The organism is Aliivibrio sifiae (genome assembly GCF_002954705.1).
GTDB classification, from domain to species: domain Bacteria; phylum Pseudomonadota; class Gammaproteobacteria; order Enterobacterales; family Vibrionaceae; genus Aliivibrio; species Aliivibrio sifiae_A.
Genome location: NZ_MSCO01000001.1, coordinates 162,953 through 181,687, shown reverse-complemented (window position 1 = coordinate 181,687; position 18,735 = coordinate 162,953). Strand labels below are relative to the sequence as shown.

Below are 18,735 nucleotides of genomic sequence, written 5' to 3'. Positions count from 1 at the left end.
TAGATTTACAAAATCCATAGCATGGAAAGTATTTTAATTTTAATTTATGCTTAATTTAGTTTAACGATTAAATTATAATTACAAATCAATCAATTAAGGAAAAACATAAAATAATCTAAACGCACTCCAATTACGTTTTTTCCTACAAAGTCAATAAAAAAGCCATGCAAGTATGCATGGCTTCACAAAATATCAGGTAAAAAATTCGATTAAAAAAGCGCTGATATTCGATTTAAATCAGATTGAATAGCACCAGCAGTAACCTCTCTTCCCGCACCCGGCCCTCGAATAACTAATGGATTATCACGGTACCATTTACTTTCAATTGCAAAAATATTATCACATGGTAACAAGTTAGCTAATGCATGATGCTCGACCAGAGCTTCAATGCTTACCGTCGCGCAGCCATCTTTATTTAAGCGTGCCACATAACGTAATACCTTTTGTTCTCTTTGCGCTTTTTCTAAACGTTCAAGTAACTCATTATTAATTAACTCACCTTTTGCCAAGAACTCATCCAAGCTCACTTCTCTGAGTTCTACAGGAACGAGAGACTCTACTTTTACTTGAATTGGTTCTATTTTCAATCCTGCCTCTCGAGCTAAAATGACAAGTTTTCTCATGACATCAGAGCCATCAAGATCGTGCCTTGGATCTGGTTCTGTTAATCCTTGTTGCCAAGCAAGATCCACTAACTCGGTAAATGGAACCTCACCATTATACTGTTGGAATAACCATGACAAGGTACCTGAAAATATACCCGATAATGCGACTATCTCATCACCACTTTCTCGTAAATCTCTTACTGTGTGGTTAATTGGAAGACCGGCACCAACAGTCGCGTTATATAGCCAATGACGACCTGTTTTTGTAAACGCATCAAGCACTGCTTGATATTCATGACTTGGTGCTGAACCTGCAACTTTATTCGCAGAAATAAGGTGTATGCCTTGCTCCGCAATTTTAGTGTACTGTTGTGATAGTTCAGGGCTTGCCGTCACATCTAATACAACAACATCATCATATCCTTGAATTGCGCCAATTTTTTCTATCCATTCAAAGTGCTCATAGGCGGTAGCTTCATCATCAAATTTATCTACAATTGATGCACTGTCTAACCCATCAAAATCTAACCAGTGACGATGACGATCAACTACACCAATCAATGAAAATTGCATACCATGGCGTTTCTCAAGGTTACGTTTTTGCTCAGTAAAAAGAGATAACCATTGAGAGCCAATATTTCCATGCCCACATAACACGAGCCCAACTCTTTTTTGAGCTTGAAATAAATGTGTATGAATGGCGTTAATGATCGAGGCTGTATCTACTTTACGTAAAATTGCAACCAAACTTAGCCCTGACTCAGATTCACATACAAACTCTAATGGGCAATTTTTTAATTGATGATAGAAACCATGGCTATGAATGGCATTCCCAGTAACACCTGCGCCAACGGCCGCAACCATTGAATAGCCTTCTTTCAATTTAATTTCAGCATGTACCGCAGAGTTTTGTAGAACATCTAATGCTTCATTCACGACTTCAGAGGTATACGCCAATAAAAGTGTATATTGGTCATCTTGAACCTCTAATGCTAAAGGCTGTAACTGAGAGCGAGTCAGTAAAGAAAGTACTTCTTGTTTCACTCGTTCAAAATCTTGCCCACGCCCAAAACCTAATTGAATTAAATACACATCTTCTAATGAAGTAACAATTTTAGCCCCACGACCAGAAGCCAATACTCGTTCGATACGGGTTGAGCCTGATTCAGGTTGGTAACTGCAACGCAAGCTTAAATCAAGTGCACTTTGAGCAACAGGTTGTAGTGTTCGACTATGTAATACAGGGGCGGCTAATCGAGCTAATTCACTGGCTTCATCTAAACGAAGCAACGGCAATAAACAAGCATCTTCTACTTTACGAGGATCGGCACTGAATACGCCAGCAACATCACTCCAGATAGTTACACGAGAAACTTCAGTCAATGCACCAATAATTGTTGCTGAATAATCAGAACCATTACGGCCCAGCAATACCGTCTCACCATTTTGATTACGAGCCATAAAACCGGTAATAACAAGTCGACCATGAGGATGTTGAATCATTTGCTCTTTAAATAATGGCCACGATAGTGCGCGATCAATTTCTGGCTGACATCCTCGTTCAGCTCTTAAAAAAGAACGAGAGTCCAAAGGTGCCGCTTGCAAATCAATTTGATTTAAATAAGCAGAAAGTAATCGAGATGACCACACTTCACCATGACCAAGAATGTCGGCTTGTTGGATGTCCGTTAAAGGCGCGTGTAATTTTCCAATAGCAATAAGTTCTTCATGAAGAGTATCAAGTAAAGGCGCTGCACTTTCAGGAGTTAATAAGTCTGAAATTAAACCTTGTTGATATTGACGTAAAGACTCCAAGACATCATGAGCTAAGCGACCATCTTTTGATAAACCATCAATCCACTCTAAAATCCTGTTAGTCGTGTTACCTGCAGCAGAAACAACCACTAAGTCATGATCGCTTGAATACTCTTTTAAAATTGTTGCAACACGGCGATAACATTCAGGGTCAGCAAGGCTACTCCCTCCAAATTTATGTAACTGACGTGGTACTAATCCTGTCATTACTTCACCTCAGCTGAGATAAGGAAGGCTTGCTTAAGATCCGCAATCAAATCGCGGCTGTCTTCTAACCCAACAGAAATACGTAACAGTGTTGGAGCTAATCCCGCTTCTGCTTGTGCTTCATCTGACATCGCTCGATGAGTCATGGTGCCAGGGTGTGCAATCAAACTTTCTACACCACCAAGAGATTCGGCTAACGAGAAATATTTTAGCTCTTTTACAAAGACCTTAAGCTGCTCTAGTGAACCATTTAACTCAAAACTTAACATAGCACCAAACCCTGCTTGCTGACGCTTTGCAATCTCATGCCCTGGATGCTCAGGTAAGCTTGGATGATAAATTGTGCCAACTAACTCTTGCTCTTGGAGACATTTAAGTACCTCCATCGCATTTTCTTCATGTACACGCATACGAGCACCAAGCGTACGAATACCACGTAAAGTTAGGTAGCTATCAAAAGCCGTTCCCGTAGCTCCAATACAGTTTCCCCACCATGCAAAGTCATCTGCGTGCTCTTGAGTTTTAGCTATCAATACGCCACCAACCACATCAGAGTGACCGTTAATGTATTTAGTTGTCGAATGAAGGACAAAATCAGCACCCAATGTTAGAGGTTGTTGTAGTACAGGAGAAAGGAAGGTGTTATCTACCGCAACCAAAGCCCCTACTTTTGCTGCTTTTTGACAAATTTCAGCAATATCCACCACTCGAACCAATGGGTTAGATGGCGTCTCTAATAGGATAAGTTTTGGTTTTTTTGCAAGAGCTGCATCAAGTGCTTCAGTATTTGATTGGTCAACAAATAAAGTTTGGAAATCACCTTTGTTCGCACGTGTATTAAACAAACGATAAGTACCACCATAACAATCATGAGGTGCCACAATAAGATCATCCGGACCAAGTAAAGCCGATACCATAAGGTTAAGAGCAGCTGTTCCGCAGTTTGTAACGACAGCCCCAGCACCACACTCTAAATCAGATAAGGTGGTTTCGAGTTGCGTACGAGTTGGGTTTCCTGAGCGAGCATAATCATACTTAGGAACATCACCAAACTCAGGAAAGCTATAATTGGTAGATAAGTAGATAGGAGGCACAACCGCGTTATGTTGTGAGTCAGTTTCGATGCCGGTACGGACAGCAATAGTTGCAGGTTTTCTCTCGCTCATAATTTCCCTTCCAAACTGCTAGGCAGTGGTCTGATACCAATTACCTGAATGAGATATAAAGCAGTAATTTTCTACTCTTCCATTCAAGATGACTGATATAATCTAATCCATAAGTTATATTCTTCTACTCTACCATCACAAAATGAGACGTCAATACTTCTAGACGTCTATATATCTTTGCTTATAGCCGTAAATATCGCTAGAATTAGTCTATCCTATTTTAAACAACAATAATTCAGAACGAAGGTGAGCAATGGCTGATTGGAATGGTGACTATTTAAGTCCTTATGCCGAGCATGGTAAAAAAAGTGAACAGGTAAAAAAAATTACCGTGTCAATTCCAACGAAGGTACTACAAATCCTTACCGACGAGCGTACTCGTCGCCAAGTAAGTAACCTACGTCACGCAACAAACAGTGAATTATTATGTGAAGCGTTTCTTCACGCTTACACAGGCCAACCTTTACCTACAGATGAAGACTTACGTAAAGATCGCCCTGATGATATTCCAGCAGAAGCTAAAGCATTAATGACCGCAATGGGCATTGAATTCGAAGCATTTGATGACGAGTAAGTAACTCTTTATCTCCTCCTGCTGTCTCCTCCTTCTTTTAAACAAATTAGGAGGATTACATTTCCATTTGCTTATTAAATAATCACAGTGCCCTACTTATAATTATAAAGGACTAACTGTGAAAAATAAGATCGCCAAAACAGTGATAGCACTCGCTATTACTTCTCTATTGAGCGCATGCAGCTCAACCTCAGAAACAACACAAACAACCCCTGTATATCAATGCAACCCTCAAATGATGGAAGAGAGTAATCATTTACGCATCTACCAAATCATGGTGGAAAGCTTTGTTGATGGTGATAGCAGCATTGGTCATGGCACCGGTTATGGACCAAGCCATCATAATGGTGATCTACAAGGGATTATTGATTCATTAGATTACATTCAATCACTCGGTATGAATGCTATTTGGATGACGCCTATTTTTGAATCTGCGCCAATTGAAGGCCAGGACCATTGGGCTGATAAGTTGGATGCAACCGGCTATTTCGCAACTGACTTCTTCAAAATTGATCCTCGCTTTGGCACATTGGAAAAAGCAAAAGAATTAGTAGAAGAAGCACATAAACGCGGGATCTATGTCTTATTTGATGGTGTATTTGGTCATCATAAAGAAGGACTCATTAAGCCATCACCATCAGGCTTACTACCGAGTGGCAACAATAACCCTGTTGATTACCCTGAGAGCGAGGACTTTTACTCTGAAGTCGCCGCTTATTGGATAACGGAATTAAAGATCGATGGTTGGCGATTGGATCAAGCTTATCAAGTTCCGACAGAGTCCTGGATAAACATTAGAAAAGCCGTTGATAACGCATCAAAAAACACAACATATACCAATAATAAAGGCGAGCAAGTGACCCCTCTCGGTTACATGGTGGCAGAGATATGGAATAACGAAAATCACATTACAGAGACAGGTTATGGAGAAGAAGGAAACCCTGCATTATGCTCCGCATTCGATTTTCCTTTGCGTTTTCGAGTGACTGAAACCTTTGCGGTCAATGAAAGTAACGTTGGAAACAAAGGGGGAGGATGGTTGAATGAAGGGATGAAAATGCATGAACTTTATCCTTCTCATGCAACACCAAACCTTATGTCAGGAAATCATGATGTCGTTCGCTTTGGTGATTTATTGCAGCGTGGTGATATTGCTGAACCAAGTGACACTAATTATTGGTTACGTCATAAAGCTGCCCTTTCATTTCAAGCTGCTTATACCGGTCCTATCACTCTTTATTACGGAGATGAAATTGGCGACCAAGTTGATGGTTTCTCTAATAAAGAAAATAAAGACACCTGCGCTATCAACGGATTATGTGATGACCACATTGCTCGCTCATCTGCCAAAATTGATGGCCTTACCACAACACTAACCCCATCCCAACTCAACTTAAAGAATTACGTCACTGAGTTAATGAATTTACGTATTGATAACCCCGCGTTATCTGAAGGTGTTCGAACCAATATTATCGCGAATAAAGCGGTATACGTAGATCATAAAAAAGCAGCGAATAATTCAATTTTATTTATAGTTAGTACTCAAGAACAAAACCAAACACTCTCTCTTGAGGCCAAACAGATTGGTTCAACAGGTCATTTAATCGATTTATTAACTAACCACGTATTCACACCTAATGAAGGGATATATACCATCCCGTTATCTAACTTTGAAAGTCGATTTTTAAAAATAGAAGAACCAAGTTCAGCTGGCCCTAAAGCGACAGAAAAAGAAATAGCTCTGTATGGCAGTGGTTTTATGGCTCAGTGTGATAATCCAACGATATCTGATACTAATGCCCCAATAAAAGAGACGTTATACCTCGTCGGTGATTTCTCTGATTCTCGTTGGAGTCATAAAGCACAGCGCGCTTATCAATATAAAGGAAACAACATCTATCAAGTGGTCGCAAATGAAAAACGCGGGCCTTATAAAATGCAATACGCAACTAAAGATTGGGCTTCACAGTATACAGCCGATGGTTTATCTCCGAAACTAGGGCAAAACAATACGTTGATTACCAGTGGTTACGGGCAAGATACTGCAATCTACCTTCCAGAAGATGGTAATTATGTATGGAGCTTAGAATTTACTCCTCAAGGGGAGCCTAAATCAGTGATGGTTTCGAAGTGTAAATAACGAATAGAAACTGAACTATTTCTAGCTAATGAGGTCTATCATTAGCTAGATCACATTTCTGCTTATTTCCTATTTTCTTTACTTTCCCTGTTTCTCCATTATTTCCCATTTCAAAATATCTTCCTACGTGATTTCTCTCTCATAAATAAATCTAATCCCACCTACCAAGTGTGATTTTTATCAACAGAAGACCTCCTATCTAATTCTCTCATCCCTCAGTCTACGCCCTCCCCTTTATAAAAGAAGGAGGATTTCAACCTCGTAATTTATTTTTAATCTGTCCCTCGTTCAATAACGACGACGATGTTTACTTTGCTTCCCTACACTGCCTTAGTTAAGTAAATATTTTCAAATCAAAATATCCTTTAAAAAGGAAATAGGATTTTAAGATGAAAATAAATAAATACACATTACTTGCTGCCGCTGTTTCTACAGCATTACTTTCAGGTGCTGCATTCGCTGAAACAGACCTTGCATTAGATGTTATCTCTGGTGATGAAGCTGCACCTAAAGTTGAAAAAGTTAATGGCACAGATGTATTAACAGATGGTTGGGAAGTACACGGTTACGCATCTATGAACTTCCGTATGGTAGATGGCGAAACAGTAGATACTGAATTTGGTAAACCAGATTACAAAACAGCAGGTACTCATGGAAAAAGTACTAACCAAGTTGAATTCGTAATCAAAAAACACACCGAGCACGCAAATGGTGTTTGGTCTGACTTTGTTGTACGTTCTGAATACGGCAATGGTAACTCTTACGCTTATTCATCTCCTGGTAGCCAAAAAGACAACACAACAGCACAATTTGAAATCAAAGAAACTTTTGTTGAGATTGGCGGGCTATCATATTTAGGCGAAGATACGTCTATTTGGGGTGGTCAACGTTATCTAAACCGTTCTGCAAGTGCTCTATCTGGCGAGTTCTGGAAACAATCATCAGGTGTTGGTGCTGGTATCCAAACTAAAATTGCTGGCAACACGGCAGGTTTTGCAATTGTAGCCGCAGATACCGATGGTGATATTAATAACGGTCCAGGTACAGACGGGCGACAAACACTAACATCTCATGATTTATACTATTACGGTGTTGATGTTGGCTTTGGTAGCCTAGATTTTGATTTCAAATACATCACTCAAGCTAACGTTCAAGATGATGACGGCATCGGAGCTTCTATCACATTAAACTCTAGCTACTACGGCTTAGATGGCTGGTCACAAACTGCTATCGCTTACGGTAAAGGCGCAGCTCAAAACCGTGGTGTTAACTTTGGTAGCTGGTCTGGCGGCGATGATAATGCTGAATCCATCTTCTTTACCTCTGGTGGTGTAGTAAACATTTCAGAAAACTGGCAAATGGGTTCTGAGGTAACATACTTTGCTGGGTTGGATGAATTATTTAGTGCCAAAGATCTAAAACGCTACATCATTGCAGCGCGTCCATCATACAAAGTAAATGAGAACCTGCGTCTTGAAGCTACGGGGTCTTATGCTCATGAAGAAGTTGAAGTTGGTGGAGTATGGGGTAAAAGTGCAGATGCCGCAGAAAGTGATATTGTGAACTTAGAGTTAGCCGCCGCATTTACGGTAAACGCGGACTATTTCGGTCGTCCACAAATCAAACCATACGTAAGTTATATCCTAGCTGATGATGAAGCAAGTGCTAAAGATATTGGCATTAAAGATGGTAAATCTGAAACAATTATCGGTGTTCACACTGAAATCTGGTTCTAATTACTTTAAAATTAAAGGCAGCCAAATCGGCTAATGCCGATCAGTTAGTCACTTTATTGAGTAATTATGCACTATTTATTCAATGTCTAATAGATATGGCAAAGTACCCGTTAAGAGAGTGAAAGATAGATACAACAAGGGCTCAAGAATGATTGTAATAAATTCGTCTGAAGCCCTTGTTTTTATTGATGTTCGCTTAACTGACTGGCATTAGCCAAATCGGCTGCCTTTTTGCGTTTATTTATCGAATCATGGAGAGTCTTGATGAACACCAAAAAATTATTATTTAGCTTACTTGTCGGGCTTTCTTTAACCGCATGTTCTTCAACTAAAACCATTCAAGAACCAATAGTTCCTATAGCCTCTTCAGAAGTGTGTTGCAGTGACTTTACTCAATTCCCGTGGATACAACTTAACAGCACTGAAGAGATCGATTTTCAATTAGATGCTGATTCTCCTATTGGTCATTTCTCTGATGGAAATAGTTATTTTAATGCTTTTAAATTATCTGACCGTTCAGCAAAAGTTCAATTGCGTCTATCGAGCCTAATGGTTAACGATTCAGTTGTTGCCCCTAAATTAATCGCATTAGATAACCAGTTTAATATTATCAGTACCACAAGTTTAGACCAATTTGATATAAAGCCATCAGATGCTTTTACTCGAACCCAATTTCAATTAAATTTTGACCTTGATGCAACAAAAACACCTTATTTTATTATTTACTCCTCTGAATCATATTTAAGAAAATCCATAAAAGTAAAACACCCAGCAAGGATAAGAGCTGAAGAATTAGGCGAAGCAATGCCAATGGTGACTGATCCTACTTATGTTTATAAACGATTTGGTAAATTAGAATTATCCGTTAAAACGTTATCCCTACAGTCACATAAAGTACAAAAAAAACAAACTAAACTAGCAACAGTAGTCGCTCAACCAGAAACAAAAACGTTTTACCATAATGCGATTATTGAAGCGGCAAAGAAAAATGATATCACCAAAGCTCTCGCTTTATTAGAAGAAGCAAAAGCCTTAGGAATCAAAGACGCTGAAGAAGTTTTTGTTAATGCATTAGAAAATAAAAAATAACAATAATATAAAAAACATAATATAAAAAGCCTTTAAAGATTACCTTTAATGGCTTTAGCTGTTGGTTTAAATAAATGGTATGATATTTTTTTAAAGTTAAATAACTTCTAGTTACCATGATCACAATATGTACTTATTAAATAATATTATTCTTATCTTAATTTATTAACCCTACAAATAAATATATGGAAATACTTAACTGTGAATAATATTAATAAAATATTCAAACCGTCTTATCTAGCTAAATCTATTTTAACTGTCATTACATCATCAATGCTTTTTGGTTGTAATTCCCCTTCTGGGGATATTGAAAAACCAGTTGAATCTAATAACACCGTTAAAGTCTATTTCAAATCAACATCTAGTAATTACAATAATCCAAGTTTGTATGTTTGGAATGACGATAACTGTGGTGCTTATTTGGGTGATAATCCTGATGCCAAAGATTGGGCTATAGGGATCAAACCTGACGGAGAAGATACAGAATTTGGAGTGTACTGGTCACTCAACGTAGATAAAAAACACCCCTCTCAGTGCGTGAATTTTATTCCTCGTATCGGCGAGAACAACACTAAACCTTTAAATGATTTTAATGGCAAAGTCGATTTATTCCAGACCAATACTAGCGGGGAAGTATTCACACAAGAAGGTATCTCCTCTGTTTATCCCGAATTAATTCCAACTGGTGATATTCCTGCTAACCATGCTCGTGTATACATGAATACACCAGATGCAGATGCAAATGCATTCCGACTCCATGTATGGAATGAGGGGTCATGCACCAACCTAGATACGACCAATTCAGCATGGCCAGGTATTGAACCTTCCGGTGTTAGTGATACTTATGGGGTCTATTGGGATATTCCTATTAATAGCACTGATAATTGCTTAAATATCATTCCAAATACAAAATTTGATGGCGATTACCAAAGCGCGAATCTAAAAATTGAGTTTGAAAAAACAACAGCAATAGGTAATGTCGCTTTCCTCTTCAAAGGTACCGATAAAGTCTATTATGATCCGATGGCTAATAAACCGGTTAACTCAATCGAATTATTAGGTGCTAGTGCCATTTTCGCTAGTGATAACACCCTACTAATAAACAGTAAAGATGCGACAAAGATAGAGTTATTTTATGCAAAAAATGCGGGAATGGTTTTTGATAGTAAAACAAGAAAAGTCATTGGTTCAGATAACGTTATTAGTAGTAAGACATTAAGTCGCTCTGATACGTGGAAAGGTTCAGAAGAAAAACCACATCTAGCGTCTGATTTTATCGCGTTTAATATCGATTTTTCTCAAGCAGATATTACTTTAAAAGAAGCACTAAAAGGCCAATTGATACTAGTAGCATCAAATGCTACTGGTGTAATTAAAGCAACCGAAGTTCAAACAGCAAGTGCATTAGATTCACTATATGCTAGCCAAGCAGTGAATGAAAAATTTGGTGCTCTTATTAATTCTGATGGAAGCACAACTTTCCGCTTATGGGCACCAACCTCTCAATCTGTTGTTTTAGTATCTTATGACAACAGCAAGCAAGAGAGCAGAAAGATCCCTATGATCTTTAATCAAACAACAGGTAGTTGGGTTGCTGAAAACACAGAACTTACACATGGTGATTTCTATAAATATGAAGTAACCGTTTATCACCCAGCGACAGATAAGATTGAAACGTACCAAGTAACTGATCCGTACTCATTAAGTCTTTCTACCAACTCAGAATTAAGCCAAGTTATTGATTTAAAAAATGCTGAAGTAGTGCCTGCAGGTTGGAATAACCTAACATCACCTCACTCTCAAACTAACCCAGCCGAATTTATTTTATATGAAGCTCACATCCGTGATTTCTCAGCACTAGAGCAATCAATACCAACAGATAGCAGAGGTAAATACTCAGCCTTCAGTCAAGCAGATTCAGCACCCGTAAAACATTTAAAGTCACTCTCTGATTCTGGCGTATCACACCTGCATTTATTACCAACCTTTGATATTGCAACCATCAATGAAGATAACACGCAAATAGCGAATATTGATGAATCCTTCACAAAGTTATGTGGTTTGAAACCAACCATCAAAGACGATAAAGATTTTGGCAGCTACTGTAGCGGCAATGACAGTATCGCATCTGTGTTTACTGCCATGCTAGCAAAAGACTCTCCAGAGAATGCGGTAATACAACGCTTAAATAGTTACGTAATAGACGTTGATGGTTTTAACTGGGGTTATGACCCATACCATTACACCGTGCCTGAAGGCTCTTACTCAAGTAATCCAGACGGGATGATTCGAATTAAAGAATTCCGTGAAATGGTCATGGCAATAAAAAATGACATCGGAATGAATGTAGTTATGGATATCGTTTACAACCATACTAATGAAGCCGGTGTAAGCGATAAATCGGTTTTAGATCGCATTGTTCCCTGGTATTACCAACGCTTGAATGAAATCACAGGTAGTGTTGAAAACTCAACCTGTTGTTCAAATACCGCTCCAGAAAATGCCATGATGGGTAAATTAATCTCTGATTCATTAGTTGTGTGGGCGCAAGATTATAAAATTGATGCTTTCCGTTGGGATTTAATGGGCCATCACCCTAAAACGCAAATCTTAGAGACATTAGCAGCAGTGAAAGCCGTTGATCCAAAAACTTATTTCTATGGTGAAGGTTGGAACTTTGGTGAAGTGGGTAATGATCGCCAATTTACTCAAGCAACTCAACCAAACATGTATGGCACAGGTGTTGGTACTTTTTCCGATCGCTTACGTGACTCCGTTCGTGGTGGTGGTCCATTCGACTCTGAAATGGGATTACGTGAAAACCAAGGTTTTGGTAATGGTGCATTTATCTTACCTAACGAACAAAATAAAACAAATAAAGAAACGGCACTTCACCTAGCTGATTTAACTCGTTTAGGTATGGCTGGTAACTTATCTGATTTCACTTTTGTAGACAGTAAAAACAAAAGTATCAAAGGCTCAGAGTTAGATTACAACGGCCAACCTGCAGGCTATGCAAAAGACGCATGGGAGATTCAAAACTACGTATCAAAGCACGATAACCAAACCTTATGGGATAACAACCAATATAAGATCGGTTACGACGTATCAGCAGAAATCCGAACTCGTATGCAAGCTGTTTCATTAGCAACCGCAATGCTAGGTCAAGGGGTTCCATTTACACATATGGGTAGCGAGTTATTGCGTTCTAAATCGATGCAACGTGACTCTTATGACTCTGGTGATTGGTACAACCGTGTTGATTTCACAGCACAAGACAATAACTGGGATGTTGGTTTGCCTCGTGAAGATAAAGATGGAAGTAACTGGACGGTTATTCAAGGCGTAATAAATAATTCAGCCGAAAATGCCACCCCAACACCCGCCAACATCCAAGCAATGAAAGCCTTTTATGAAGAGTTTGCATCACTACGAGCGTCTTCAGGCTTACTTACTTTAGGTCATGGTGATAAGATTATTAAACGAGTGAAATTCCACAATACAGGTAGTAATCAAACCGTTGGTGTCATTGTGATGAGCATAGATAACAGTGGTAATAACTACGATACGTCTATTGACCAAGAACGGGATGGACTCGTGGTTGTAGTTAATGCAAATCCAGCTGCTATCAATGAATTTGCCAACTTTGATGCAACAGGTTATACGCTTCATTCAATCCAAGCAGCAAACGGGGCTAAGTCCATTGCTCGCAACGATTCAAAAAGCTCAAGCGTGACGAACAATAAATTAAACACGCCAGCTTGGTCGGTTGCCGTTTTTGAAAAACGTCACAACTAATACCAAAATACGCTAACATCCCTCCAAGTAAAAAGGCTTCCCCATCAATGATGTAGGAAGCCTTTTTTATACCCTAAAGAAAAATAAAAGCGACTTACGCTTCCATGTAATTCTCAGGCATTTCAATACGTGCTACGCCTGAATCAACCGCAGCTTGTGCCACAGCTTTAGCAACACGAGGAAGTAGGCGAGGATCCATTGGTTTAGGAATGATGTAGCCTTTACCAAACTCTAACGCATCAACACCAGCTGCTTTTAATACTTCAGCTGGTACTGGTTCTTTTGTTAACTGACGAATTGCTTCAACTGCTGCTAATTTCATTTCATCATTAATCACGCTTGCACGAACATCCAAAGCACCACGGAAAATGAATGGGAAACAAAGCACATTGTTAACTTGGTTTGGATAATCCGAACGACCTGTACCCATGATTAAATCATCACGAACTTCATGAGCCAACTCTGGCTTGATTTCAGGATCAGGGTTTGAACATGCAAACACGACTGGCTTATCCGCCATTAATTTAAGCGCTTCAGGTGGTAATAGGTTTGGACCCGATACCCCTAGGAATAAATCAGCGCCTTCAATAACATCTTCCAGCGTACGTTTGTCTGTGTTATTCGCAAAACGTTGCTTATATTCATTAATATCATCACGGCGAGTGTGAATAACACCTTTACGATCTAGCATGTAGATCTTTTCACGCATCGCGCCACACTTAATAAGCATTTCCATGCACGCAACTGCTGCCGCACCTGCGCCTAAACAAACAATAATAGCTTCTTCTAACTTCTTACCTTGAAGTTCGATAGCATTCAACATGCCCGCTGCCGTTACAATTGCAGTACCGTGTTGGTCATCATGAAATACAGGAATGTCACAACGCTCAATTAAACGACGTTCGATTTCAAAACAATCAGGGGCTTTAATATCTTCTAAGTTAATACCACCAAAGGTGTCAGCAATATTAGCAACCGTATCAACGAATTCATCTATTGTGCGGTGCTTTACTTCGATATCAATAGAATCTAGGCCTGCAAAACGTTTAAAAAGTAATGACTTACCTTCCATAACTGGTTTTGATGCCAAAGGACCTAAGTTACCTAAACCAAGAATTGCGGTACCGTTAGAGATCACTGCAACCATATTACCTTTTGATGTGTATTTATAAACATCATCAGGATTCTTTGCGATTTCACGTACTGGCTCTGCAACACCGGGGCTGTATGCCAGTGCTAGATCTTCTGCGGTATCAGCAGGCTTAGTCAATGCAATTTCAATTTTACCTGGAGTCGGGTAAGCGTGATAATGGAGAGCTTGTTCGCGAAAATCTTCAGACATGGCGGTTTTCCTGAATACTAATAATTATAGGAGGACTGTTTAAAAACAGTGAATCGTAATAATAGTTGATCTAGCTCAAACTTCATAGTCCTCACTTACAGATCATACCAACAAAAATGTGGGTTTTAATGGAAGATTTTATTCCTTTATTTCAAACAAGAAAGTGACACTACTCCGAATTTTAGGCATAAAAAAAGGAGCCCTATTGGACTCCTCTTTTATCGGAAATTGGTAATTATTTCTTAGAACCAATTGCACCGAAACGTTTGTTGAAGCGATCAACACGGCCGCCAGTATCAACGATACGTTGCTTACCAGTGTAGAACGGATGACATTCGCCACATACGTCTAGGTGGATTGTGTCTTTGCCTAGCGCTGATTTGAATTCAAATTCGTTGCCGCAAGAACAAGTAGCTTTAACAGCTTTGTATTCTGGGTGGATACCTACTTTCATGGGAAAACCTTATAATTTAGGCCGTGTCGCCATCCGAATCTAAGCCGGACACCACACGTCGTGTAACAAAAATAGTAAGCATAGATAAATTACACTTACTTAAGGTCGCGTATAATAATGAATCGCGGCCGATCAATCAACTAATCTGTTACTTTTTCCACCAATTATTTTACCCCTTTGCGATATTTTTATCTAAGAGTAGACTATTCATCCTATTATTCTTGATTAATGTTGGCTATGTCCTATTCAATTGCACACGTTTCACTTCCCGTACCTCTTGACCGTACCTTTGATTACTTAATTAAAGCCGGACAACACCCAGTCATTGGGGGTCGTGTAAAAGTGCCTTTTGGTCGTCAACGCCTTATCGGAATTGTCACAAAATTAAGTAACGACTCTGAATTTGCCCGTAAGAAATTAAAAGGCCTAGATTCTGTACTAGATACAACCTCTCTATGGACGCCTCATCTTTATAAGCTTCTTAATTGGAGCAGTACGTATTACCAATATCCATTAGGGGAAACCTTAGCGAATGCCATGCCTGCATGGTTACGAAAAGGAAGAGAAGCCAGTTTTTCAGCACTAAAAGCATGGCAAATTACTGAGCTAGGAAAAAACCAAGATCTCAATAAACTCACTCGAGCACCTAAACAAGCCAAAGCCCTTAATCTTGTTCGTCATCAACAATGCAGCCACGAGCACATGCTTGAAGAAGACATTACAGCAGCAACCTTAAAAGCGGTGGTCGATAAAGGATGGATTGAAGAAATATCGCTTGCTCCAAAACCAACCTATTGGCAACGTAATGTCCAAATAACACAAGAAAAACCACAATTAAATGAAGAGCAAGCCATTGCGATTGCTACCGTTAACGCCAATCCTGAATTTGGCTGTTATCTATTAGACGGAGTGACAGGCTCAGGAAAAACAGAAGTGTACCTTCAGTTATTAGAGCCGGTTTTAAAAGCAGGACGACAAGCCCTTATACTTGTGCCAGAGATAGGCTTAACCCCACAAACGATTAACCGCTTTAAGCGTCGCTTTAATGTGCCCGTTGATATGATCCACTCCGCACTTAATGATACAGAACGCCTAAATGCATGGTTAGCCGCTCGGGATAATCACGCCGGCATTATTATTGGTACTCGTTCCGCGCTTTTTACCCCCTTTAATGATCTTGGGATTATTATTGTAGATGAAGAGCATGATGTGTCTTATAAACAACAAGACAGCATGAGATACCACGCCCGTGATTTAGCTGTCATGCGTGCAAACTTAGACAATATCCCGATTATTTTAGGTTCAGCGACTCCTGCACTAGAAACGCTGCATAATGCAAAAGTAGGTAAGTACCATCACTTAACATTAACTAAGCGTGCTGGCACCGCAATTCCTGCGCGTCATGGCGTACTAGATGTAAAAGGACTATACCTAAATAGTGGATTATCAGCTCCCCTAATAGCTCAAATGAGAAAACATTTATCTGAAGGTAATCAGGTAATGCTATTTTTGAACCGTCGAGGTTTCTCTCCTGCATTGATGTGTCATGAATGTGGTTGGATGGCTGAATGTAAGCGTTGTGATGCCTTCTATACCTTTCATCAACAAAGTAATGAAATTCGTTGTCATCATTGTGGCTCACAACAACCTATTATTCATCAATGCCAAGGGTGCGGCTCAACTCAACTCATTTCAGTTGGTGTTGGTACAGAACAGCTTGAAACCCAGCTCATGAATCTATTTCCTGAATACAAAACCGTTCGTATTGATCGAGACAGCACTCGTAGAAAGGGCAGTCTAGAGAATTATTTAGAAGCCATTAAAAACAATGAATATCAAATTCTGATTGGTACTCAAATGTTAGCTAAAGGTCACCATTTCCCTAACGTTACGCTCGTTGGTTTAATTGACGTGGATAGCTCACTGTTTAGTAGTGATTTTCGCGCACCAGAGCGCTTAGCTCAGTTATTTATTCAAGTGGCAGGACGTGCAGGCCGCGCAAGTAAACCTGGCGAAGTAATCCTACAAACTCATCACCCAGAACACTCTCTACTTCAGAGCTTATTACATCAAGGCTATGGCCACTTTGCTGAGTATGCTTTACAAGAGCGAAAATTTGCTCAATTACCGCCATATACTCACCTCTCTCTATTTAGAGCGGAAGCAAACAACAGCGATAACGTGGAACAATTCTTACGACAAGTTCGTGATATTTTAGAAAGCCATCCACAATTTCATGACGCAACCCCCGTCCTCGGACCAATACCTGCACCGTTAGCAAGACGAGCAGGAAAGTATCGTTGGCAATTACTTTTTCAAGCACCAAATAGAACCGTTATGCAATCCATGCTACGCGGAGCTAAAACAGCAATTGAATTACTACCGCTGGCAAAAAAAGTACGTTGGACTTTAGACATAGAACCACAAGACCTTACTTAAAATAAGGGTTTATTAATTAAACTTTATTCTTTAAATGAAAAACAATCGACCCTGATGTGAGTCAATTCACGATCCAGATGTAATTTTTGTTAAACGCGCCGTATTTAAATCTTTATTTTACACATAAAATATCTCTTCAAATAATTAGAGCAATCGTTTACTTTAGATTTAAAGACAGTTGGGAGAGGAATATATATGGCGACAATGAAGGACGTTGCTTTATCGGCAGGTGTATCAACAGCTACCGTATCACGAGCATTAATGACTCCAGAGAAGGTGTCATTATCCACCCGTAAACGCGTAGAAGGCGCCATCGTAGAAACTGGCTATTCTCCAACGACATTAACCCGTACATTACGTCGTAATGAATCAAAAACCATTGTAACGATTGTTCCTGATATCTGTGACCCTTACTTTAGTGATATTTTACGAGGTATTGAAGATACTGCCGTTGAAAATGGTTATGTCATTTTAGTGGGTGATAGCAGCCAACAGAAAAAGCGCGAGCAATCTTTTGTAAACCTTGTTTACACCAAACAAGTTGATGGCATGGTTTTACTCGGTTCTGATCTTCCTTTTAATGCCAGCCGCCAAGAACAAAAAAACTTACCTCCTCTGGTAATGGCTTGTGAATATGCACCAGAACTCGAACTACCAACAGTTCATATCGATAATCTAACAGCAGCATTCGAAGCAGTAAATTACCTAACCAAGTTAGGCCATAATAGGATCGCTGAATTATCTGGACCCGAAGACTCTGCATTGTGTCAATTTAGACATCAAGGTTACCAACAAGCCTTACGTCGTGCTGGCATTGCAATGAACAATTCATATGTGCATTATGGCAACTTCAATTTTGAAGCCGGAGCAACCGCAATTGCTCAATTGCTTTCACTTTCATCGCCACCTACCGCGGTCTTTTGCCATAACGACATAATGGCAATAGGAGCAATTCAAAAAGCAAAACAAATGGGATTCCGTGTTCCCCAAGATATTTCCATCATGGGTTTTGATGACATTGAATTCTCTCAGTATTGCGATCCACCACTGACGACTATTTCACAACCTCGTTATGAGATTGGTCGCCAATCTATGCTCATGCTTTTAGATTTACTAAAAGGGCATGATGTTCGTTCTGGATCTCGCTTACTTGAATCCTCGTTAGTACTTAGAGGAAGTACTGCACCACCAAAGAACCGCTAAAATAGGGCTTTAAACCAACATAAAAAGAGTCAACACACAAAAGTCATTCTTATAAGACGATGAATCTGTCTAAATAGTGACTTTTTGCGTACTTTTTTACACAAGTGCTGGTATGCATTAATACAACTGATTACCATAGCGTATTCTCTCTGTAATTCTGTATAAAG

Annotated in this window: 11 protein-coding genes; 7 read left to right on the top strand and 4 right to left on the bottom strand. The window is 39.4% G+C overall.

Annotated features, from left to right (window positions below; all coding sequences use genetic code 11):
• Positions 1–209: 209 nt before the first annotated feature.
• Both BTO22_RS00820 and BTO22_RS00815 read right to left on the bottom strand, forming a co-directional pair.
• Positions 210–2,627, bottom strand: a complete 2,418-nt coding sequence (locus BTO22_RS00820) for a bifunctional aspartate kinase/homoserine dehydrogenase II (protein WP_105053896.1) — start codon at positions 2,625–2,627, stop codon at positions 210–212.
• A complete protein-coding gene (locus BTO22_RS00815; RefSeq protein WP_105053895.1) occupies positions 2,627–3,793 on the bottom strand; it encodes an O-succinylhomoserine (thiol)-lyase in 1,167 nt (388 codons plus the stop codon). Before BTO22_RS00815 ends, BTO22_RS00820 begins: the two co-directional genes overlap by 1 nt.
• Positions 3,794–4,046: 253 nt before the next feature.
• Between BTO22_RS00815 and metJ the strand changes: the two genes are divergently transcribed.
• The 5 genes from metJ to pulA all read left to right on the top strand — a co-directional run bounded on the left by metJ (position 4,047) and on the right by pulA (position 13,130).
• The gene (metJ, locus tag BTO22_RS00810; protein WP_045101132.1) at positions 4,047–4,367 is read left to right on the top strand and encodes a met regulon transcriptional regulator MetJ; all 321 of its coding nucleotides are present in this window, start codon (positions 4,047–4,049) and stop codon (positions 4,365–4,367) included.
• A 118-nt stretch (positions 4,368–4,485) separates the two neighbouring features.
• The gene (locus BTO22_RS00805) at positions 4,486–6,507 is read left to right on the top strand and encodes an alpha-amylase family glycosyl hydrolase (RefSeq protein WP_181044528.1); all 2,022 of its coding nucleotides are present in this window, start codon (positions 4,486–4,488) and stop codon (positions 6,505–6,507) included.
• A gap of 389 nt (positions 6,508–6,896) precedes the next feature.
• Positions 6,897–8,243 carry a carbohydrate porin gene (locus BTO22_RS00800; protein WP_105053894.1) on the top strand — a complete coding sequence of 449 codons (1,347 nt, stop codon included), beginning with the start codon at positions 6,897–6,899 and terminating at the stop codon, positions 8,241–8,243.
• A gap of 264 nt (positions 8,244–8,507) precedes the next feature.
• A complete protein-coding gene (locus BTO22_RS00795; RefSeq protein WP_105053893.1) occupies positions 8,508–9,332 on the top strand; it encodes a MalM family protein in 825 nt (274 codons plus the stop codon).
• A gap of 273 nt (positions 9,333–9,605) precedes the next feature.
• The gene (pulA, locus tag BTO22_RS00790) at positions 9,606–13,130 is read left to right on the top strand and encodes a pullulanase-type alpha-1,6-glucosidase (RefSeq protein ID WP_374954011.1); all 3,525 of its coding nucleotides are present in this window, start codon (positions 9,606–9,608) and stop codon (positions 13,128–13,130) included.
• Positions 13,131–13,224: 94 nt separating this feature from the next.
• Here the strand turns inward: pulA and BTO22_RS00785 are convergent, their stop codons facing one another.
• Entirely contained in the window at positions 13,225–14,472 is a 1,248-nt protein-coding gene (locus BTO22_RS00785) for a malic enzyme-like NAD(P)-binding protein (protein WP_105053892.1), read from the bottom strand.
• Positions 14,473–14,707: 235 nt separating this feature from the next.
• The gene (gene rpmE / locus BTO22_RS00780; RefSeq protein WP_012551187.1) at positions 14,708–14,926 is read right to left on the bottom strand and encodes a 50S ribosomal protein L31; all 219 of its coding nucleotides are present in this window, start codon (positions 14,924–14,926) and stop codon (positions 14,708–14,710) included.
• A 237-nt stretch (positions 14,927–15,163) separates the two neighbouring features.
• Here rpmE and priA point away from each other — a divergent pair, with 237 nt between their 5' ends.
• Both priA and cytR read left to right on the top strand, forming a co-directional pair.
• Complete coding sequence (priA, locus tag BTO22_RS00775) at positions 15,164–17,365, top strand: primosomal protein N' (RefSeq protein WP_105055526.1); 2,202 nt, start codon at positions 15,164–15,166, stop codon at positions 17,363–17,365.
• Between the two features lie 195 nt (positions 17,366–17,560).
• Complete coding sequence (gene cytR / locus BTO22_RS00770) at positions 17,561–18,568, top strand: DNA-binding transcriptional regulator CytR (RefSeq protein ID WP_060992618.1); 1,008 nt, start codon at positions 17,561–17,563, stop codon at positions 18,566–18,568.
• Positions 18,569–18,735 lie beyond the last annotated feature (167 nt).

Coding starts and splice junctions, on each gene's coding strand:
- rpmE (WP_012551187.1), bottom strand. CDS start 14,926: ATGAAAGTAGGTATCCACCCAGAATACAAAGCTGTTAAAGCTACTTGT.
- BTO22_RS00795 (WP_105053893.1), top strand. CDS start 8,508: ATGAACACCAAAAAATTATTATTTAGCTTACTTGTCGGGCTTTCTTTA.
- BTO22_RS00820 (WP_105053896.1), bottom strand. CDS start 2,627: ATGACAGGATTAGTACCACGTCAGTTACATAAATTTGGAGGGAGTAGC.
- priA (WP_105055526.1), top strand. CDS start 15,164: ATGTCCTATTCAATTGCACACGTTTCACTTCCCGTACCTCTTGACCGT.
- pulA (WP_374954011.1), top strand. CDS start 9,606: ATGCTTTTTGGTTGTAATTCCCCTTCTGGGGATATTGAAAAACCAGTT.
- BTO22_RS00800 (WP_105053894.1), top strand. CDS start 6,897: ATGAAAATAAATAAATACACATTACTTGCTGCCGCTGTTTCTACAGCA.
- cytR (WP_060992618.1), top strand. CDS start 17,561: ATGGCGACAATGAAGGACGTTGCTTTATCGGCAGGTGTATCAACAGCT.
- metJ (WP_045101132.1), top strand. CDS start 4,047: ATGGCTGATTGGAATGGTGACTATTTAAGTCCTTATGCCGAGCATGGT.
- BTO22_RS00785 (WP_105053892.1), bottom strand. CDS start 14,472: ATGTCTGAAGATTTTCGCGAACAAGCTCTCCATTATCACGCTTACCCG.
- BTO22_RS00815 (WP_105053895.1), bottom strand. CDS start 3,793: ATGAGCGAGAGAAAACCTGCAACTATTGCTGTCCGTACCGGCATCGAA.